Consider the following 21,833-nt stretch of genomic DNA (forward strand, 5'->3'; position numbering starts at 1 on the left):
CATTCTCCTTGTTTGCAGGTGACCTCAGCCTCTACTGGCGAGTTATTGTCGGGATCGCAATCTGTTTAGTGCTTACTGCTGTTTGTCTGCCCAGTGCGGCGAGTTGCGCCGTAAGGGTGACTGAACCGTGTGTTACCGCCTGTTGTTCCCCTTGTGGAACAGGTATTTCAAAAGGTTCACGAAGCGATGCCTGGCGAATACCAAAGGGACTAAACGCATCCCACAAAAGGTTTCTCCCCAGGCCATTACCTTCGAGTGACGGCACACCCCGCTGCTCACGGCTATCGTAATACCAGCGGGTCAAAAGAATACTTTCTAGAATCGGCGTGTCTGCCTGCATAACACCGTAACCATAAGTCGCGAGCTGTTTATCCCACAACCGCTCAGGACTCAGACTGTCACTTTGTAAATCATAGATTAACGGCAGAATAAACAAGCCCGGTTGGTAACTTTTTTGTGCAACTGAGGCAAAATCTGCACCACCGTGATTAAACAAGGCGCTGCCATTTTGATAGAAGAAGTCTTCGCCGCCAGAGGTGACGTTTTGCACCGCGGTCACGCCATAAATGACAATCGTCAGCCGTGCCTGGCTGATACCGCCGTCGCTGTCGACAATCGTGTAGACAAAAACATCGGTGAGGAAGGCGCTCGCATCCAGTGCCGCCAGCCGTGGATCACCTGCGTTTATCTGGTATTGCCAGTTGCCGAAAGCGTCAAGGAAGAGTGAGCCATATTGCCCTGAACTGGTGCCGCCCACGGTACCCACGGCACCTGTGTTCTGTGAAACAACACCCATCACAGCCCCATTTGCTGGTGCCCTGTCTGCACCGATACGGTCATCGTTGAGTACGTTTCCGCTGGCAGAGGTCTGGCCGCTGTCCTGCACAATTTCCGCACTGTTATCGGTAGAGATAGGGTGATCATTCACGACAGTAATGCGAAGATTCCCAATCGTGATGCCGTTCACATCAATATCATAGTCATTAAAGGTTGCAGACTGACCGGGTTGAGATACCGCCCCCCGCAGGACAAACTGGTAGTCGATATACGCCTCGCCTTCCGCAAAGCTGTAAAAAGCTTGCAACGTCATGGTGCCATTGATGGTTTCAATGACAATCGGCGCCAGAGGGGATATCCGCGTAAGTTGTTCGACCGGGATGGTCTGGCCCAGCAAAGTGACTGAGCGTATTGGATTGAGCGCAAGAATATTCAATCTTCCACTGACCTCATCTGTTCCGGGAGCTAGAGGGGTAAGCCCTGCTTCATCAACAACAATTTCAAGCGAAGGGGCGACCAAAATACGCAACGTACTACTCGTCTCCCCACCTTCGTTACCGTCGCTTACGGTATAGATGACGAGTGGCACAAATCCCCGGTAGCTGCTTTCTGGCACGAAAAGATAGCTGCCATCGGCCTGAATGGTCAGACGCCCCACGCCAGCAAGGGTCGCCGTCTCACCGGCGAGGTATTTTGCGCCGTCAACCTGGTACAGGGAAAGATGAATAGGATCCCCATCGGGATCGCTGTCGTTGACGAGCAGGTTGCCGGAGATTTCCGTTCCTTGCGGAGTAATCACTTTTTCATCTTCAACCACAGGCGCGCTGTTGGTGACCTGCACGTTGACGGTAGTCGTCTCACTGACGCCACCGCTGGTGACGGTGTAAGTGTAAGTGTCGTTGCCCACAAAACCGCTGCGCGGAGTGTAGACAATCTGCCCATCGACTAACACAGCGGTGCCGTTTGCTCCGTTGGTCACGGCGGTTATTGTCGCATCCGGATTACTGAACGTGTCGTTGGTTAATACGTCCGTGGTAACAGGCTGACCGGCATGGGTGGTGGTGCTATCCGCTATCGCATCCTGAACCGCAGTCATGTTAATCACTAACAGTCCGGAGCTGATACCCCCGAACAATGTATCGCTGACGGTATAGATAACCACGGGTGCCGTGCCATTCCAGTCAGCAACCGGCGTCAGTGTGTAACTGCCGTCAGCACGCAGCACCAACTCTCCAACACCTGCAAGGGTGACTGAATCGCCCGCCAGCACGATTTGCCCCGCAACAAGGTAGTGTGTGACGACCAATGGGTCGCCGTCGGGATCGTTGTCATTTGCCAGGACATTGCCCGTGACAACATTATCTTCCGGCGTGAAGTTCAGATCCGGGCGCGTAACGGGGCGCTCGTCCTGGACCGCCACCGTTACCGTGGCGGTTTCCAGAATCCCCCCGCTGAGTACGGTGTAGGTGTAACTATCCGGGCCAACATAACCCGTGTTCGGCGTATAGAGTATCTGACCATTGACAATCGCCACGCTGCCGTGAGCACCTTGCGTCACGCTTTCAATGGTTTTATCGGGATTAGAGAATGTGTCATTAGCCAGAACATCTGTCGTGACCGCCACGTTGCCGTGAGTCGTCACATTGTCATTAATGGCGTCTTGTACAGGGGAAATAGTGATGTCCAGAGAAGCCCCTGAGTTGCCGCCAATATTCCCGTCGGTAATCGTGTAGAGAATGGTGGGCAGCGTTCCGTTCCAGTCGGCAACAGGCTGGAAGCTCCAGCTTCCATCGCGGTTGAGTGTGAAAACGCCCATTCCGGCAAACGTCAATGATGTACCTGGAGCATGGGCCGAGCTGTCATCAGTGGTTGCAAATCCGTTAACGAAAATCGGGTCACCGTTCTGGTCGCGATCGTTTTGCAAGACATTCCCCGTCACAAGGGTGTCTTCCGGTGAAGTACTGATATCGGCAACCGCCTGCGGGGCCGTATTCGTGACATTAACGGTGACATTGCTGGTTTCAGTCACGCCGCCGCTTGTGACCGTATACGTGAAGTTATCCAGCCCAACGTAGCCCGGTTGCGGGGTATAAACAATTTTCCCGTCGACGATGGTGACGCTGCCATGTTCACCGTTTGTGGTGGCGGTAATGACACGACCGGCATTTTCAAAGCTGTCGTTTGCCAGCACATCAATGGTTTCAGCAACGCCTGCATGGGTGGCCCCCACATCAGGCTGAATATCGACCACTGGCGTAACGTTCAGGGTTAATGTGCTGCTGGCGGTACCGCCAGTGTGCCCGTCACTTAGGGTGTAAGAGATAACCGGAACCGCACCGTTCCAGTCGGCGACAGGCACAAAACTGTAGCTGCCGTCAGCGCGTAAAGTCAGCGCACCAAATCCCGCGAGCGTGACCGTTTCCCCAGCCAGATGCGTCACGGCATCACCTGATACCGTAAACGAAATGACGCTCAGGGTATCGGTCGTATCACTGTCGCTGTCATTGCTCAGCACATTGCCAGAAATTGTGATGTCTTCGTCCGCCGTTTGGCTATCGGGCTGTGCGACCGGAACGGTGTTCGTTACGGTGACAGAAACGGTCGCGGTTTCCGTCACGCCGCCGCTGGTGACGGTGTAGGTGTATAAATCGGTACCAACGTAATCCGGTGCTGGCGTGTACGTCACCACACCATTACTGCCAATAGTGACCGTGCCGTGCAGCCCTTGTGTCACCGCAGTCACCATCCGGTCGCTGTTCTCAAAAGTATCGTTAGCCAATACGTTATTGGCGGAAGCGGTTCCAGCCTGTAGCGTGATGCTGTCATCGGCGATATCCACCACCGGAACCACCACAATATTCAGCGTGCCGCTCGCCTGAGCATCGCCGTTATCGTCGGTCACAATGTAGGTGATGGTCGGCACGGTGCCATTCCAGTCAGCCACCGGCGTGAAGCTGTACTGGTGGTCGTAACTCATCGTCAAATCGCCCACACCAGGAATAGTGATGGTCGTACTGCCACGATTCTCAACGGCAAATGTCCCGTCCATACCCGCCACCTGGAATGAGAGCACACGCAAAACATCGCTGTCAGGATCGGAGACATTCAGCCCACCGCTCAGCGCTCCACCGTCTTCGTTGATGCTGGCTGGCGTGTCCGTGGTTTGTGGCGGGGTGTTGGTGACGACAACCGTGACCGTGCTGGTTTCGCTAATTCCCCCGCTCACGACGGTGTAGGTAAACGTATCCGTGCCCACAAAACCCAGTGGCGGGGTATAACGCACGGTATTATCTGCAAGCACGGTGATGCTGCCGACGGTACTGCTGTCAGGCGCAACCGTCACAACTGGCGACGCATTGCTAAAGGTGTCGTTACCCAGCACATTAATCACCACAGCGTTATCCGCGTGGGTGGTGGCGTTGTCTGGCTGAATATCGGTGACAGGCAGCACCAGAATTAACAGTATGCTATTCACTTCGCCGCCGTCGTTGCCGTCACTGGTAGTAAACGTGATGGGGTGAACCAGTCCAAACCAGTCAGCTACGGGTGTAAAGGTATATAACCCTGCACTGGTGACGGTGAGCGTGCCTTGCCCCGCTATGGTTACGGTTTGCCCGGCAGCGTAAGTCACCCCCTCCACCGTAAAATCGGTCACCGTTAACGTATCGCTATCTGCATCACTGGCATCAGCCAGCAAGTTGCCGTTCACAATTGGCGTATCTTCCGGTGTGCTGATCAAAGTCGGACTGACTTCCGGCACGGTATTCGTCATCGTGACGGTGACAGAGGCGGTTTCGACAATCCCCCCGCTGGTGACGGAATAACTAAACGTATCGTCACCGACATAACCCTGAGTCGGTGTGTACACCAGTTGGTTATTAACAATGCTCACACTACCGTGAAGCGGCGTACCGACGGCGGTAATCGTGGCATCGCTATTGCTGAAATGATCATTGGCCAGCGCATCAATGGTGACGGCCTGCCCTGCATGGGTGCTCGCCACATCTGACACAATATCGGCAACGGCGCGCACGGTGATATCCAGAGTACAGGCAATCGGTGGATCGCTGGTGTTATCCGCGACGTTAAAGGTGATCGTTGGCACCACGCCATTCCAGTCGGCTATCGGGGTAAAAGTGGCACTGCCGTCAGCCAGAACGATAAAGGTTCCGACGCCCGGAATGACCGCGGTTTCCCCTGCCAGGAATGTGCCCGTGACGCCAGCAATCTGGTAATCCGCAACGTGTAATGGATCGCCATCCGGGTCGATAATGCCCCGTAGCACGTTACCCGTTATCGGCGTGTCCTCATCCGTCGCGGCAATCTGATTCGTCGCGGTAGGCGAATTATTGGTTAACACGATAAACACGGTCGCGGTTTCGGTCACGCCACCACTGGCTACAGTGTAGGTGTAGGAATCACTGCCCACGAAACCACTATCAGGCGTGTAGATGAGACTGGTGCCCGGTCCTTGCGTGACCGTACCGTGCAGCGGCTGAGTGAAGCTGGTGATGGCGCGATCCGGGTTAACAAAGGTGTCATTCGCCAGCACATCTGTGGTGATGACCGTGTTGGCGTGGGCGATGGCGATGTTATTTTTCGCATCGGCTATCGCGTTAATGTGCAAGCCGAAGGTAGCACTCGCCGTCCCGCCCTGATTTCCGTCGGTAATGTTATAGCTGACGGCAATATCGCCATGCCAGTCACCACCGGGTGTGTAGACATAACTGCCATCGGCGTTGATTTGCAACGTACCGTGGCTTGCGGCAAGGGTCACCAGCGTACCCGCCGCGTAAGTCTGCCCCTCCACCGTGAAAGTCGTCAGGGTTATCGCATCCGTATCCGCATCGCTATCGCTAGTTAAGATGTTGCCCGTGGCAGAGGTATCTTCGTTAAGAGTACGGTTGTCATTCACCGCAACCGGAGGTTGGTTGGTGACATTAATCGCCACCGTGGCTGTTTCGCTCACTCCACCGCTGACGACGGTGTAGGTGTAAGAATCCTGGCCAACATACCCTTGCTCCGGCGTGTAGGTCAGCACGCCATTGGTGTAGTCCAGCGTACCGTGCGACGGTTGAGTCACTACGGTAACGGTCTTATCGGCGTTGGTGAAACTGTCGTTTGCCAGCAAATCAGTGGCGTTAATCACCAGAGGGACATCGGCATGAGTACTAAAAGTATCGTTGGCGATATCCACCACGGGGGTCACGACGATGGTGAGCGTAATGGCATTCGACCAGTGTGAAGTAGGGTCAGAATCGAGGGCGTGAACCGTGAGATCGACAAACGAGCCAGAAACCCCGTTCAGCGCCGGGTCGCTGGTATCTGTTGCACGTATTTGCAAGCCACCGGGGATCGGGCCATTGTAATCAGCCAGCGGCACGAAACGCCCAAAGGTCGCACTGGAAAGTACCAGTGCGTGGCTGGCGCTGAGATCGGTTGGAAGAACCGTCCAGTTCACACCGTCAGTACTGTATTCCCAATGGCCTTTCGTCAGATCGGTAGTATCGCCAAAAACGGCGATATAACTGAGCGGGCCGCTGGCATTACCCCCACCCGCAATCGCCGTCTGGTTGTCGATGGCATCGCTATACAGTGGCTGGAAGATTTCCGCAATGGTGGCGGTGGTGCGCGAATCTTCTGCCACAGAAACCGCAATATCACTTAGCGTCGGACGGTCGTTCACATTGCTGACGCTGGTACTCAACGTAATGATTTCGGCACTGAACACCGCCGAACCACCTTTTGCGTTCGCGGCGCTAATATCCACCACGCTGCCATTGGGTGGCACCACGGGCGATGTCGAACTGTCGTTGTTGGTGTTAGTTTCCACCAGCCGCACACCGAGCGTTGCCGGAGTGCCAAAATAGTTTGCCGCGGGGACAAAACGCAGCGCACTCCCCGCCGTCAGGACCAGCGCATTGCTGTCGCTACGATTGCCGACCGCAAGCCAGGTTGTGCCATCAAACGTATATTGCCATTCGCCCTGCGCCGGGTTAACCGTCAACTGGTTAATGGCAATACCGTAGAAAGTGTCGGTACTGGTGCCACCATTTCCCCCGTTGCCGCTGTTATTGACCGTGTCATGGCTGTCGTCAAAGAAGCTGCCAAACAGGTTTGCCACCGTGTTGCCCGTAACAGAAGTACTGAGCGAATCCTCTGTCACGCTGGCGAGTGTTTGCGTCGGTGTCCCTGCCACCGGCGGCACGTCATTGACCGGATTGACGGTAAAGGTAAATGTGCGGGTGGTGATAATCTGTGCGGATGTTCCATCTGCGTAACTCACCGCACCGGGATCTTGCGTTGGGTCTGTAAGATTGGGCAAGGTGACCGGACGTGAGCCAGAGTGCCCGGCATCATTCACCGTGACGACAACGCCAAAATTACCGTTCCAGTCTGCCGCCGTTGCGCTGCCGGGTGTGTCCGGCAGTGTGACGACCAGTGCTGCCAGGCGGCTATTGATCTCGGCAAGCGAGCCGGTGAGCGTTAATGTTCCGCTGCCTACGCCGGTAACCGTGCCGCCACTGCCGCCAGGGGCAACAAACACAAATCCCGCAGGCAGAGTTACCGTGGCGCTCAACACCTGGCTACCGGCATCCACATCACTAAGCACAATTGCTGGTAACGTCACGGTGGCGCTACCTTCATTGGCGTTCAACACCGGCGTGGCACCTAGTTTTATCTGCGCCGGATCGTTAATACTGCTCTGGAAGACGGTGCGGTAATTCACGGTGACGTTCTGCTCAAGCCCGGTCGGAATGAGCGCGTAGGGATCGATAGCCGTTTGCGCAGGCGGCGTGGTTCCACTGCCGCTGGCGGCAGGATTATCGCCCCCGTTTGCGCCCTGCAGCAGGTTGCCGCTGGCATCTCGCAGACGGTCATCAACAATCACTTCAACGTGGAAATACTGGTCTGCATCATCAAGCTGGATGCCACTCATTCTGACCTGCAATTGCGCCAGATAAGCGTTGATTTGCGCGACAGTCCCGGTGATCACCAACGGCGCATCCTCCCCGTTAGAGGGGGGATTCACGCCATCCGGGCTGGTGGACTGAATCGTTACGCCGGAAGTGGTGTTGCCGGACGTAATGTTAATCGCTGAGTTTTGTTGGTCACGATACTGCCCAACGGCGAAAGGTGTACCGTCTTCATGGGTGATGCGTATCGTCACCTGCACAATGTCGGTTTCACCTGCGGCAATGCCGCCGCTGTCACTGATATCAGGATCACCAATCACAAAACCGGGAACCTGGTTACCATTGGGCGCGTTGTTATCCAACAATATTGTATTAGTAGGTGCCGTGACCGTTGGCTTGTCATTCACTGGGATGATGGTTAATGCAACGATAACATCCGCAGGTGGAGTGCCAAGCGCCGTGCCGATGGTCGAACCTGTGGTATCAAGGTGCATCGTGAGCGTGACATCCCCTGCCGCCACACCGTTTTGATCCTGGTTGGCATTAGCAGTACTGAGGTAGGTCAGTCCAAGGCTTGCATCATTAAGCAGCGTTTGAATCGCATTCGCCGTGCCCGTTAAGACCAGCGTGCCACTGTTATCACCGCTGATGGTGACACCGTTCAGTTCGGTCTGAGTGCCTGCACCGCCAATACCGAGCTGGCCTTGTGCAACGGTTAAGGTCAATGTGACGGGCAAATTGAAGGCGTTAGATTCGATATCGCTGACCGTGATATCCCCGCCAATAAACGTTGGCTGATCCTCAAAGGTGGTTTTATCGGTACTACCAATCGCCAGATGACCGGGGTCGTTGGTTTCAGAAGCGTTAATCACCACCTGATTCGCCACCACGTTGCCATTGTTTGGCACTGCGTCCTGATACCAGTTGTAGGTCACTGCATCGACTGGCCCCGGTGGGGTACTAAACGTGGGTGGAACAGGCTGATTAACCGGGCCACCGTTGGCTTCGCCAGTGAGTTGCCCGGTGCCATTACGTAATCGATCGTCGCTCATCACCTGGACCTGGTAAGTCAGGTTACGGTCATTGGGGAACGTCACCGTCAGGCCGCTAAGGGCGCTGTTAATTTGCGCGACGGTGCCCGTCAGCACCAGATAAGCCTGATTGCCACCAGACACCACTAAACCACTCACTCCCGTGACGCTGATAATAATGCCGCTGTAATCACCCTGGCTGAAAACAGAGCCATCGCTGTGCAGCAGGCGAATGGTGGTCTGGAGAATATTCGTCACGTTAGTCGCAGAACCGGAGAGGTCCGGGTCAGAGACAGTAAATCCCCCCACACTATGAACGGTTCCGCCGACGTTAATCGGTCCGGCTGGAGCGTTCACAACGGGGGCGTCGTCTGCGGGTGTGATGTTAATGGCAAAATGGTTATTGGTCTGCTCTTTGTCACCATCAGAAATCGTGAAGGTAAAGCCATCGGCGTTAAGGCCGTTGCCAGTCACGTCATCACCATTATGCAGGTAATAGATATAGCCTTTGTTCAGGTCGTCCTGGGTGAAGTTTGAACCGTTGCCGATGGTGCTGAAAGTGACGCCATCGGTTGATCGCGCCAAAAGCCCGTGTGCCGGAGCGGCGGTTAAGATGTAGTGCACCTGTTCGGCTGTGCTGTCCGGATCGTAGGCTTGCAAACTGAGGCTGGTTATTTTCTGGAAGCCCCCTTCAACGACGGTAACTGGGTCATTAACGGGTGGCCCGCCCACCTGGTTTGGTGCTTCTGGTGGCACAACAATATCCGGGCTGTCAGGCGTGGCGGGCAGCGTCGGGCCATCATTGACGTTGGTGATGATAATCCCCACTGTCGCATTAGTGGCTGAAGGTGCTCCCCAACGGTCAATAGCGGAAACGATAAAACTGGTGCTACGTATTTCCGAACTGTTACTGACGAACCGCAGACCGCTGCTATTATCGCTTTTCAGCAGACTGGCATCGAGTCTCAGGGTACCAATATCAGCACTGGTTATTGTTACCCACGTGGTGCCATTGAAATATTGCAGCACGCCCCCCGTCGGCAGTGACTGAATGACAAACTTCAGCGCATTTGCGCCTGTCGCATCGTTATTAAAAGCGTAGTTGTTGCTCCCATTGAGCAGGACTCCGCTTTCCCAGGGTGAGCCGCTGTTAGCATCATCCGCATCACCGATTTGCAGTTGTGCCGTGGTGATATACACCGTTTCGCCTTCAGCTAACACGGTGGTGGAGGAGCCTATAATTTGCGGTATATCGTTGATGGGAGTGACAAAGACCTTCATCTCCGGATTCCAGGTCACAGCAACGGGATTCCCTTGGGCATCCAGCGTCACCTGCCCGGCGGAAACCGAGAATAAACCGTCAAAGAAAAATGTTTCCCCACCGTCATGCACGATACGGATTAACCCAGCATTCAGGTCAGCCTGGGTAAAAGTACCAAAAGGCACGATGACCGAACTCCCGCCCTGCCCATCACTTTTAAGTAACGTCAGGCCGCTTTGCCCCGATCCACTGCCCGTGCCAAGAAAGGTATACACCACCTGGCTGGGGTCGATACCCTGCACCACATAACTCATGCCCGGTGTGGCATCGGTAATATTTCCAGTGCCAGAAATCGTTATCGAACCCCCTTCTACCAATACGCCATGCGGCGGATTGGCAGGGTTGGTGACATCCGTACCGATGTAGTCAGAGCTTTCGGTAGTGGCAGGGACATTCCACGGCGGCACCTGATCGGGCGATGGGTTTTGTCCGTTAGTGAAGCGGATAAGCGTGATGGTGAACGGGAAACTGGTCAGGCTGCTGCTTGCCGACTCACTGTCCCAGATCCCTCCTTCACGGGAAAACGTACTGCCATCCGGGTTCCAGCGCAGCGCGGTGGAGTGGTCAATAACACGGAAATTAAAGGTGTCCTGTTGCCCGATAAAATCAGCATTCACATACTGGACATAAATCACCCGCCCTTCGATCAGCTCTTCCATGGTGAAGGTATCACCGGATTTCAATAGCAGCCCGTTGAGGGTCAGATAACCGTGTGTCAGACCGGCAGTATCAACAATAAAGCTGACACGTTCAGCCGGTGAATCCACATCAACGCTGGTTAGCATATCAGGCGTCAACGTCACATCCGCAGGCCCTGCGACGACATCGGCATGTAAGGTTGAATCGATGTTAAGCACTGGGTCGTCATCAACAGGCAAAATATTCAGCGTGATGACGCCATCGGTACTGGCAGGCGTTCCGGTACCGCCGCCCTGGTCGCTGATACGCACACCAAATGTATCCTGAGTGATGCCGTCCTCACCGTCATTCGCGTAAGTCAGCAAATTTCTATCTGCATAGGCAATTTGCTGGCCCAGGATGACGGGGATACCGTTAAAGAACAAAGTGCCATGAGCAGGTAGCGTAGTGATCATTAAGGTGAGTTGGGTGTCTTGCGGATCACCACCGCCGTCGGCGGTGATATATAGCCCAACATTGCCCGTGGTGACCGCATTTTGCGGTTGTCCTTCATAAACCCGACCGCCGCTACCGGTGAGTACCGGCGGCTGGTTTTCAGAAGTGATTTGCAGTGTCACGGTGGCGCTGTCAGAACTGGCTATTGGGGTTGCGCCATCATTGACCAGCACAGAAAAACTGTCATTGGTGTTTTGCGAATTCCCGGTTGCCGTGTGGATATAAACCAGCGCCCCGTTGCGTACATCCTGCTGGGAAAAGACCGATCCGACACCGATGCGCGTACCATTGAGTGTCAAGTAGCCATATTGCGGCATCACCGTCAGGCTATAGACGATTTGTGAAGCGCTTTGCGCCCCCGCCTGCAATTCAGGATCGAGTGCCGCCAGTGTTGCTTCGGTAATGGTCGTGTTTGCTCCCACTGTTTCCGGCACAGAAAGCGTGCTGTCGTTCACCACCACCGGATCGTTTGCCGGCGTCACGGTGATATGTGTCGTTGCAGTGTCAGTGCCGGACTCACTGGTGACAGTAAAATCTACCCCGGTGCTCACCGACTGGTTCCCCAGTTCAATATCGCTGGCGGTAAACTTGAGTGTATTAACCCAGGCCTGAGCATCAAGGGCTGTACCCGTAAAGCTAAGGGTGCTGCCTGATGCGGTGCTGCTGATCAGGTTGCCCGCAGCAGGGTTGCTCAACGTGACAGAAACGGCCACTTCCGGATCGGTGGCGGTAATCGTCCAGCCACTGAATTGAGCGGTTTCTGTACCAGGATGTAAAGAGGTAGGTTCAGAAACGACGATATCCTGGGCGCTTGTCGCAATCACAGGGGCTTCCAACAGGCCGTCGTAAGCCAGCGTCAACCCGTGAGTTTCGATAATTCCAGCGTGCGATTCGAGAGTCCAGTCGCCACCAAGCGCAGTGCTGCCGGTTGCATCGCTCGAAGCGGCAATATCCGCATGGCTGTAATCTGCCATACGAGTAATTAGCACAGTGTCATGGAAAGTGATGTCACAGCCGTACAACAAAATATCGCCGTTTTGCGTGAGCTTTTCGCCAAGGCGTTCGAGTTGTTGCTGGTAATTGGCAATCGTCTTATCAGTGAGTTTGTCGCTGCCTAATGTGAGTGAGTCGCTCGCACCGTGACTAATAATGTGTAGGGCTGTGATATTACTGTCATTTTTTAGTGCGTTATTGATTTGCTCAAGACCCGATTGTTGATCATTGAGCACAATCACACGGCTCGACGGCGGCAACTGACTCACCAGCGACTGCCAGTTTTGTACACGGCTATCAACGACATAAACCTGATGGGCAGGAGGGGCATCGGCTGAAGTTTGCGCAACAGAAACCGTTTTTGTTGGCTGCACCGTATTCTCGTGATGCACAGCATCCTGAGGATTATCAGCGTGCTGTGTGGCTTCCGCGACTGCGGCACCATCAAAGAGTTGGCGGGCCTCCAGCGCGAAACGGTGATGGCATGGGCGGCGAGGAAGGCTATTTCTGCATCTGAACATGGCGCATTACTCAGTCAGATAAATGGTTAGCATCCGTTTGGAAAGGTTTTCCCTGTCTTTAAATATATTCGGTGAATTAATTTGTTGCTTGATAACTTTTCACAAAATAGCGGGAGATTAGCAATAGTGACTTGAACGAGATGCCCGATCTGCAATCAACGGAACAAGATAGCGACATCTGGTGCGTAGCGAACAACCCGATCCTCCAAAAAATGAAAAAGTGTTGTTCATTGCGTAGCACGGTAGAAAACGTAAGATAGCGGGGCATTAATACGTGTTGTCTTCATTTATGACGATGTTGTCCGTTAACCAGATACACATTCCCTTGAGAGCTTGTGTGTATCTGGTATTTTTTCCTGTCATCAGATCAGATTATATAGGATATCCACGATGAAAACCGGGAAGGTCATTTCTCTATTTAGCGCAGCCATAATTGCAACGATTATATTAACGGGTTGTGCCGGTTCGGAAAAAAAAGAAAGCACCGGGAATTATATTGACGATACGATTATTACTACCAGAGTCAAAAGTGCACTGTTGGGTGAAAAAAACATCAGTTCCACTGATATCAGTGTTGAAACCTTTAAAGGGCGAGTACAGCTTAGTGGTTTCGTTTCTTCTGAGGACATAGCAAATAAAGCCGTTGCAGTGACAAAGTCTGTTAAAGGTGTGCAGGTGGTTGAGAATGATCTTATTCTGAAGTAACGATTGTCGTTATATAATATCCGATATATTGATTTAATTTCGAGGATATTCTCCTCGAAATTTTGTTCAAAACATATAGCCAGTACCGATTTTAAACCTACCATCTGAGCGATCTTTATCTTCCCCCGTAACTGCGAACCCGCATAGGCGATATCGACCATCAAGCCCGGCAGTGGATCGATCGCCCCCTACCCCATGCATGGCTAAAATGGCGGTACTGTGTCCATTGGCCGTACCCACATCGTCATATCGTTCGACTGCAAGCGATATTCAATCTCCGTGCGTTTATTAACAATGCACGTGTTGTATGTTTTAGTCACCGCAGCGGTCAGAAGTGGAAAAATTGTCGCTATTACAACTAATTACAACACTGGTGACGTAGGGTCGACTTATTTTTACCGTTCACAATATATGGAGCGTGATAACAACAACTCAATATTAAATGCAATTCGTCGTAAAGAATTACAAACATCCCGGCGAGACGTGGTTTTCAATATAGATTACGGAGCTGCTATTTATTAAAATATCAGAGGAAATGCAATCATAAAACCCGTATTGACAACCTACTGCCATTTTGAACTGGTAAAGGCATTAAGTGGCAGGAATTCCATTAATATAAAACATCACCTCGAACATGAGGTATTTATTTATGGTGGATACCTTACTACTAATATAGAAGACGTTAATAAATGTCGTTGTCACATATTTTTCGTTAGCGAAAAAGAAACCGGTCAAATCAATGATACCACCCTTACCGATATATCCATGCTGGAGGAATTCGTAATAACGCTTGGCGATATTTCTCGAACAATAACTATTCGATGGCGATATGCGACCTTACAGCGTACAAACGGATAAAACAACTCCACAGCGCGACGTTGAATCCTGTATTAAATTTTGAAGAATTTCTCAGAAATCATCGTTTCTTTGAACATTTTAAACGTATATCACCTTACAACATATCTTGTATTTTGGATTATATTAAATTTGAATATAATAACTCGGCAACGGATTAGCTTTGTCATCCGTCTCAAGAGACTGACAGAAGCCAGTCTCTGATCAATAGCAACAAAAAGGAGTGGATTGATTACTCGGGCAGGATTTGCCCGGCATTGTACTCCCAATAAGAGCCATCAAAAAGCAGCGTATGTGAACGCATCACGCTAATGGCTTCTTCAAGTTTTCCTTCTGCCGCCAATTGCGCCAGATGGATATGTTCTTTGAATCCTTTATCCAGATGCTCGCTGTGTTTGTGCAGCCGATTACGCAATGCGGTAATTTTAAAATTCAGCGGCGTGTAAGCCTGCTGCAAATATTCACTGGTGCTGAGCGTCAGTAATACCTGATGAAATTCCGTATCGAGGTTGAGATAGTTCACCACCTCACCCGCCTCCAGCGCAGACGTCATTTTCTGCACGATTGTTTTCCATTTCTTTGCCAGCGCCTGCGGTTTTTTAGCAAAAACCAGACGTAAAGCTTCGCACTCCAGCAGACAACGCACATTACACAGATCGGCCATCTCCTCGCGGTCCAGACGAAACACAAACGTTCCCCGCTGGGGCTCGGTTTTCACTAATCCTTCAATCCCCAACTGGAAAAAAGCTTCACGCACTGGGGTACGACTGACACCCAGACGCTTAGCTGTCGTCACTTCCGAAAGTGCTTCCCCCATCTCCAGTGCCCCATTGAGGATCTCTTTACGTAATACATCACAGGTCAATGTCGTCAATGACTTAGGTCGTTCTAACGAAGTTATCTGTTTCATTATTGTTAATTTCCGTGAGTAAAAAGGTTTTATTTTCATCACAACTGGCATACAGTGTGCCACAAGATGAAGGCAAACCCTATGATTTTCATCTTTTAAATTACCCTACACTAAAGGATAAAATAATGAAAAAAGCCTTTGCTATCGCGGTTCTCGCCTGCTCTACCTTCGTTGGTTTTGCGGCCAACGCCGCAGAGTATAACTGGACTTTCCAGTCCAGTGATCAGCCCGGCAATACCGTGTTCAAAACTAAACAGGACTGGGCAAAACAGGTGGAAACCATGTCCGGTGGGCGTATTCATATCGAAATACTGCCAGTTGGCGCGGTGGTTGCTCACAATGAAACACTCGAAGCGGTGGGCAGCGGGTTGCTGACCGGCCACATTACCGATTCCACCTATTTCGCCGGTAAAGATCCTGCCTTCTCATTGCTCGGGAATATGGTAGGGGCGTGGTCTACACCTTACGATTTGTATCGCTTCCTGGAGTACGGCGGCGGTGACAAATTATATAACGAGCTGGAAAATCCTTATGGCGTACAGTTCCTCGGCGCGGCAACACCGGGCCAGGAAGCGCTGGTTTCAAAGAAAGTGATCCGTGGAGTTGCCGATCTTAAAGGGCTGAAATTACGATCGCCCGAAGGGATGATTCAGGATGTCTTTGCCCACGTAGGCGCAGCGCCGGTTAATTTACCGCACTCAGAGGTATACACCTCGCTGGATAAAGGCGTGATTGACGCAGCCGACGCGTCAGCGCTGGCGACCAACGATGAGAATGGCTACAACAAAATTGCCAAAGCGCCGGTCTATCCCGGTTTCCATTCTATGCCAACGATTGAAGTTGCGATGAATAAAGCCATTTATGATGGTTTGCCTGAAGATTTACGCGCCATTCTGCTTACCTCCGTGCGCTGGTTAAGCTGGGAATATGTTAACCGCCTGGAAAGTGCCAATATTAAAGTGGCGGCGAAATTAAGCACCGACCCCAGCGTAAGAATCGTTAACTGGCCGGAAGAGGAACGTATTAAATTCCGTCAGCAGGCGCGCATAACATGGAAAGAATATGCAAAACGCTCCGCTTTCTCTCAAAAAGTATATGACCAGACCACCACATGGCTGAAAAGCCAGGGCAAGCTCTAGCAAAATAATTAAATCAATATTGGCCCACGATTAAACGGGTCACTCCAATCTCCGATAAAACCTGGCTGCGCTTTTATGCGCAGGCATGGCGGGAGTTTGCCTGATTTCTGGAGAATTAATATGGAACACCTTCCTCAAACCGCCGTATTTTCAAAGCTGGAACGCGGCATTATTCGCTTTGGCAACCTGCTTTCAGGACTATTTTTAGTCTCAGTGATCATTGCTGTTTATGAAGTGATTTGCCGCTTTATTTTTGATGCCCCCACCATTTGGGTTCATGAATTAACCGTCTTTTTTTGCGGCATTTGCCTGACCTACGGCGGGTTGTATTGCGTGGCGAAAAAAAGCCATATCAGCATTGATGTGGTCTACAGACTGCTCAAACCTAAGGGACAATATATCCTTGATTTGTTTGTCGAAACCGCACAAATCATTTTCTTTGCCGCATTAAGTTTTGCCAGTTTCATTATGGTAGAAAAATCCTGGCGTTCACCGACAGGAGCATGGCATCTGGAAAATAATGGATCAGCCTTTGATCTGCCCACCCCGGCATTACTTAAAGCGGTGATTTTCTGCTGTGCATTATTAATGTTATCCGTGGCTTATCTGCGCCTGGTGCGATTAGTTCGCCGTGGCCCAACTGTATTTGAAGGAGGCTAGACAATGTCTATTATGATGTCGACGCTACTTATTTTGCTGTTATTGATAGGTTTGCTCCCTACCCGTTTACCGCTGGCATTTCTGACCGGATTAATTGCTCTGGGCTTTGCGTATTTTAATTTTGGTATTCCGGGTATCACCTTATTAACCTCGCGTACTTATTCGTTCCTGACACAATATGTCTTTATCGCCGTCCCGATGTTTGTCTTTATGGCGGCCATCCTTGATCGTTCGGGAATAGCCCGTGACCTGTTCCGTGCGATGCGTGTGTTATCGGGTGATTTGCGTGGCGGCGTGGCGGTGCAAACGCTGATCGTCGCACTGGTGCTGGCGGCAATGTCGGGCATTATCGGCGGGGAAATTGTCCTGCTGGGGATCCTGGCATTACCGCAAATGCTCAATATGGGCTACGACAAAAAGCTGGCGATTGGTACAGTGCTGGCAGGTGGCTCGCTGGGTACCATGATGCCACCCTCAATTGTGCTGATAGTCTATGGCATGACGTCCAATGTGCCGATTTCCGACCTGTTTGTTGGTGCGATTACCCCCACTATTTTACTGGTTGCCCTGTACGCCAGTTACATATTATGCCGGGCGTATTTCTCGCCAGGGGCTGCGCCCACTCCCGCGCCGAATGAAATACCTAAAGCAGAACAGCGAGCAATCTGGCGCTCTATCGCCCTGCCCTTAATCGTGGCGGCGGGCGTGTTGGGGTCAATTTATGCAGGTATTGCTTCTGTCACGGAGAGCGCCTGCGTGGGTGTCGCAGGCATGTTGTTGGCTACTTTTTTCCGCAAAGAGTTAAATCTGACTCTGCTCAAAGGCGCATTACAGCAAACGCTTTCCACCTGCGGGATGATCATCTGGATTGGCGTCGGTGCAACGTTGTTGATTGGCGTCTATAACCTGATGGGCGGCGTCCATTTCGTCAAAAACCTGATACTTGGTCTCGACCTCTCCCCCATCTTAATCATTATCATCATGATGTTGATTCTGGTTCTACTGGGCATGTTCCTGGACTGGGTGGGTATTGCGCTGCTGACGATGCCAATATTTGTCCCGATCATCATTTCCCTCGGTTACGATCCGGTGTGGTTCGGCGTGCTGTTCTGCCTGAACATGCAGATTTCCTACCTTTCCCCACCGTTTGGCCCGGCGATTTTCTACCTCAAAAGCGTCGCTCCCGAAGGCATCACGCTTGGGGATATGTTCGCCAGCGTCTGGCCATTTATCTGTTTGCAAGTGCTGGCACTAAGCTTGCTGATTGCCTTCCCACAAATTGTACTCTGGGCGGTGTAACTATGAATGCCTGTATTCTGCAACCAGCCTATTCAAATTTTCAGGCTGAAGAACAAGTGCTTGCTGCGGCAGGTTTCTCACTCACGACCGCACACATTACCGCTGGCAATCCCTTGCCTGAAGCCTTGATTAACGCGGAAGTGATTTTGATTCGCGACACGCTGCTTGGCGCTGAAGTGATTAACCACCTCACAAAATGTAAAGCCGTGGTTCGCTATGGCGTGGGTTACAACACCGTTGATGTGGACACGCTGACCCAGCGTAACATTATGTTGTGCAACGTACCGGATTACGACACCGACGAAGTCAGTACCCATGCGATGGCGATGTATCTGACGCTGCTAAGACGACTTAAAAGCCGTGACCGCGATGTACGCCAGGGCATCTGGGCAGTGGATGACCGCGAACCGATGTACAGCCCGCAACACAGTGTGCTGGGGTTAATCGGCTTTGGGCGCATTGCCCGCCGCCTGCTTGAAAAAATGCAGGGGTTCAGGCCCGCCGAAGTGCTGGTTTACGACCCTTATGTCGATCTACACACCCTGTCATGCTTCGGGGTCAGGAGCGCGACCGTTGCCGAAATTTGCTCCCGTGCGTCGATGATTTCACTGCATGTGCCTTACACCCCGGACACCCATCACCTGATTGGCGCACAGGAACTGCAAAACATGCGCGCCGACTGCATTTTGCTCAATACCAGTCGTGGCGGGCTGATAGACGAAAAGGCGCTCAACCAGGCGCTGCTTGAAAAACGCATTTTTGGCGCGGGGCTGGATGTGTTCGAGCAAGAACCGATCAACCCCAACTCGCCATTACTGGCGCGCGAGAACCTGATAGTCAGCGACCATTGCGGCTGGTACGCCGAATCCTCGATGAACGACCTGCGTACCAAAGCGGCACAGGAAGCCGTGCGCGTACTGCGCGGACAGCCTCCGCACTCCTGCGTTAACCTCCCAAAACTGAAGGTGATAAATGAAAATTAACCTCTTTGATCTGACAGGCAAAACGGCATTAGTGACAGGCGGCTCCCGGGGACTGGGTCTTGCCATGGCGCGCGGGTTGGGGCTCGCGGGTGCACGGATCATTCTTAACGGGCGCAATGTTGACGCCCTACACCGTAGCGCCAGCGCTTTGTGCAATGACGGAATTGAGGTGCAAATCAGTCCTTTTGATGTCACAAATCCAGACGCAGTCAACCGTGCCATAGCAGAAATCGAAAATACACAGCCTGTCGACATCCTTCTTAACAACGCCGGTATGCAGTATCGCGAAGCGCTGGAGACCTTTCCGGTTGACCAGTGGCAGCGCGTGATGAACACCAACTGCACCAGCGCCTTTCTGGTCGGGCAGGCGGTTGCCCGCGGGATGATTGCCCGCCGTCAGGGGAAAATTATCAACATCTGTTCCCTGATGAGTGAGCTGGGACGTCCAGGCATAGCTCCCTATGCCGCCTCAAAAGGGGCTGTCAAAATGCTGACCCGTGGAATGTGTACCGACTGGGCGCAATACAACATTCAGGTTAACGGCATCGGGCCGGGTTATTTCCGCACCGAGATGAATATTGCGCTCAGTGGCGATCCGGCGTTCTCGGACTGGCTGTGCAAACGCACCCCCGCCGGGCGCTGGGGTGAAGCTGATGAACTGACTGGCGCGGCAGTGTTTCTGGCCTCATCTGCGGCGAATTTCGTCAACGGGCAAATTTTATATGTCGATGGTGGCCTGAGTGCCTGCGTGTGATGAAGGAGATAAAGAGATGAATACAAAGATCATTTTTGGCGCACCAGGCCGTTATTACCAGGGACCTGGTATCATTCAGACCCTTGGGCAACTTGCCCAAGCCTTCGGTGAAAAAGCGGCGGTTATCACCGATCCCCTGGTCGCAAATATGTTAGCTACCGAGTTGACTGAACAGTTGAGCCAGAACGGTATGAGTCACAAGATTTATACCCTGAACGGGGATTTGACCCTAAAGACGGCAAACCAACTGGCTAGCAAGGTCAGTAAATTCCAGCCGGATATGATTATTGCGACAGGCGGCGGCCGCGCGCTGGATGCAGGTAAAGCGGTGGCCGGGCGGCTCGAGTTACCCGTGATAACCGTACCCACCGTGGCTTCTACCGATTCCCCGACATCTAAAGTTTACGTGCTTTATAACGATGAGCACGCCATATCAGCCGTTGAACACCTGACAGAAAGCCCGGCGTTTGTGCTGGTTGATACCGAAATCCTCTCCCGCGCCCCTGCCGACTTGTTGCGTTTTGGGCTGGGTGATGCCCTGGCGAAAAAGTTTGAAGCCCGCCAGTGCCGCAAGGCTCAGGGTAATAATATGTTTGGTGGCCGTCCTACACTTGCCGCCTCCGCCCTTGCAGAAACCTGTTTTTCCGTATTGTGGGAACATGCGGAAAATGCTTTACACGTCGCAGGCACCGGGGAGCCGGATGCCAGCTTTGAAGCGGTGGTTGAAGCCAATATTCTGTTGGCAGGTTTAGGATTTGAAAGCGGTGGATTGTCGCTGGCGCACGGCCTGACGCGTGCACTACCGTATTTCCCTGGGGCTGAAAAAGTTCCGCATGGTTATCAGGTGGCGTATTGCCTGATGGTACAACTTTATCTGGAAGCCGACGGGAAAGAGGATTTCCGCCAGCTCTGGAACTGGCTGCCCAAACTGGGCTTACCCCGCACGCTGGAAGAGCTAAGCGTGCAAATCCCGGATGACCCAACCGTGCTGCGCACAGCCGCCGAAAGCGCGCTGGCAGCACCACACCTGCGCAATTTTGAAAGAGAACTGAGTGCCGATGAAATTGTTACTGCGATGCTGAATGTGGGGATAAAGACATAAGTTACCTAATGCAAAACCCGTAATATCCCTGCGGGGTTTTACGGGCCAAGCCACCGCCCCAGGCTGTCATCACGTTTGTGTACGCAACGCATCACTGCCCGTGCCCCTGAAATGGGCGGTAGTGCAGATTTCCATTGCAATTAAAGTCGCTGGTACTTTAGGAAGAGACGTCCATCACATCACTACTGAGGTGTCTGGTGGATGTTAATATGCAACTCGCGGCTTAACTGCTTGTCAATTCAGGGCAATATCGCGTTCATCGGGTTTATCATTCTGCACAATTTCAATGCTTGCCTGTACGATTGGCAAGTGAATCTTTGGCAAAATGTATACATTGCGGACTCGCTTTTTTCGCACATGAGTACAAGAATGAGTACAAGAATGAGTACAAAAATACAGCACCCATTATAAAACGCATTATTTTCAACACGTTAAAACATAAAGCATGGTTCAACGTCTAAATCCCTTTCATGCCCATGGTATTTGATACGGTGTGCTGACAGATTAAATAATTCAAAATCCACGCAAAAGCGTGGATTTTTTTATATTCTCTCAAGCGCCCCCACAACAGCACCACACATACTTTATAAAATCACTACCGTTGGAACAGAATGGCCATTTATGGACAGATCTAAAATATAAAAAAACTATTAAGTTCAACATTTAAAATCTGCGAGACACAACGAGAAATAAAAAATCACGCCATTTAAATGATTTTATTAAGGCGTCGTT

10 protein-coding genes are annotated in these 21,833 nt (G+C 52.0%); 8 read left to right on the forward strand and 2 right to left on the reverse strand.

The genetic code is table 11. From position 1 onward, the window contains the following. Positions 1-31 precede the first annotated feature (31 nt). On the reverse strand, positions 32-12,694 hold the full coding sequence (locus RHD99_RS13995) for a cadherin-like domain-containing protein (protein WP_309874611.1): 12,663 nt from the start codon (positions 12,692-12,694) through the stop codon (positions 32-34). 390 nt (positions 12,695-13,084) lie between these two features. Between RHD99_RS13995 and RHD99_RS14000 the strand changes: the two genes are divergently transcribed. Together RHD99_RS14000 and RHD99_RS14005 are read left to right on the forward strand one after the other, a co-directional pair. Next, positions 13,085-13,399: a BON domain-containing protein gene (locus RHD99_RS14000; protein WP_309874613.1), complete on the forward strand. Its 315-nt coding sequence runs from the start codon at positions 13,085-13,087 to the stop codon at positions 13,397-13,399. Between the two features lie 219 nt (positions 13,400-13,618). After that, complete coding sequence (locus RHD99_RS14005; protein WP_309874615.1) at positions 13,619-13,921, forward strand: hypothetical protein; 303 nt, start codon at positions 13,619-13,621, stop codon at positions 13,919-13,921. A gap of 565 nt (positions 13,922-14,486) precedes the next feature. Here the strand turns inward: RHD99_RS14005 and RHD99_RS14010 are convergent. Further along, positions 14,487-15,164, reverse strand: a complete 678-nt coding sequence (locus tag RHD99_RS14010) for a GntR family transcriptional regulator (RefSeq protein ID WP_309874616.1) — start codon at positions 15,162-15,164, stop codon at positions 14,487-14,489. 125 nt (positions 15,165-15,289) lie between these two features. On the opposite strand from RHD99_RS14010, the gene RHD99_RS14015 reads away from it, so the two are divergent. The 6 genes from RHD99_RS14015 to RHD99_RS14040 all read left to right on the forward strand — a co-directional run bounded on the left by RHD99_RS14015 (position 15,290) and on the right by RHD99_RS14040 (position 21,101). After that, positions 15,290-16,303, forward strand: a complete 1,014-nt coding sequence (locus RHD99_RS14015) for a TRAP transporter substrate-binding protein (protein WP_309874618.1) — start codon at positions 15,290-15,292, stop codon at positions 16,301-16,303. A gap of 120 nt (positions 16,304-16,423) precedes the next feature. After that, a complete protein-coding gene (locus RHD99_RS14020) occupies positions 16,424-16,963 on the forward strand; it encodes a TRAP transporter small permease subunit (protein WP_309874619.1) in 540 nt (179 codons plus the stop codon). A 3-nt stretch (positions 16,964-16,966) separates the two neighbouring features. Continuing rightward, complete coding sequence (locus tag RHD99_RS14025) at positions 16,967-18,262, forward strand: TRAP transporter large permease (RefSeq protein ID WP_309874620.1); 1,296 nt, start codon at positions 16,967-16,969, stop codon at positions 18,260-18,262. Between the two features lie 2 nt (positions 18,263-18,264). Beyond that, positions 18,265-19,245, forward strand: a complete 981-nt coding sequence (locus tag RHD99_RS14030; protein WP_309874621.1) for a C-terminal binding protein — start codon at positions 18,265-18,267, stop codon at positions 19,243-19,245. Further along, complete coding sequence (locus tag RHD99_RS14035) at positions 19,235-19,999, forward strand: SDR family NAD(P)-dependent oxidoreductase (RefSeq protein WP_309874622.1); 765 nt, start codon at positions 19,235-19,237, stop codon at positions 19,997-19,999. The genes RHD99_RS14030 and RHD99_RS14035 overlap by 11 nt, the downstream gene beginning before the upstream one ends. A 16-nt stretch (positions 20,000-20,015) precedes the next feature. Continuing rightward, positions 20,016-21,101, forward strand: a complete 1,086-nt coding sequence (locus RHD99_RS14040; RefSeq protein ID WP_309874624.1) for a glycerol dehydrogenase — start codon at positions 20,016-20,018, stop codon at positions 21,099-21,101. The last annotated feature ends 732 nt before the right edge of the window (positions 21,102-21,833 follow it).

Origin of the sequence: Buttiauxella selenatireducens (genome assembly GCF_031432975.1) — a bacterium.
Lineage (GTDB): Bacteria > Pseudomonadota > Gammaproteobacteria > Enterobacterales > Enterobacteriaceae > Buttiauxella > Buttiauxella selenatireducens.

Excerpts from the sequence above, each read along its gene's own strand:
- RHD99_RS13995 (WP_309874611.1), bottom strand. The coding sequence starts at position 12,694 with ATGTTCAGATGCAGAAATAGCCTTCCTCGCCGCCCATGCCATCACCGT.
- RHD99_RS14000 (WP_309874613.1), top strand. The coding sequence starts at position 13,085 with ATGAAAACCGGGAAGGTCATTTCTCTATTTAGCGCAGCCATAATTGCA.
- RHD99_RS14010 (WP_309874616.1), bottom strand. The coding sequence starts at position 15,164 with ATGAAACAGATAACTTCGTTAGAACGACCTAAGTCATTGACGACATTG.
- RHD99_RS14015 (WP_309874618.1), top strand. The coding sequence starts at position 15,290 with ATGAAAAAAGCCTTTGCTATCGCGGTTCTCGCCTGCTCTACCTTCGTT.
- RHD99_RS14020 (WP_309874619.1), top strand. The coding sequence starts at position 16,424 with ATGGAACACCTTCCTCAAACCGCCGTATTTTCAAAGCTGGAACGCGGC.
- RHD99_RS14025 (WP_309874620.1), top strand. The coding sequence starts at position 16,967 with ATGTCTATTATGATGTCGACGCTACTTATTTTGCTGTTATTGATAGGT.
- RHD99_RS14030 (WP_309874621.1), top strand. The coding sequence starts at position 18,265 with ATGAATGCCTGTATTCTGCAACCAGCCTATTCAAATTTTCAGGCTGAA.
- RHD99_RS14035 (WP_309874622.1), top strand. The coding sequence starts at position 19,235 with ATGAAAATTAACCTCTTTGATCTGACAGGCAAAACGGCATTAGTGACA.
- RHD99_RS14040 (WP_309874624.1), top strand. The coding sequence starts at position 20,016 with ATGAATACAAAGATCATTTTTGGCGCACCAGGCCGTTATTACCAGGGA.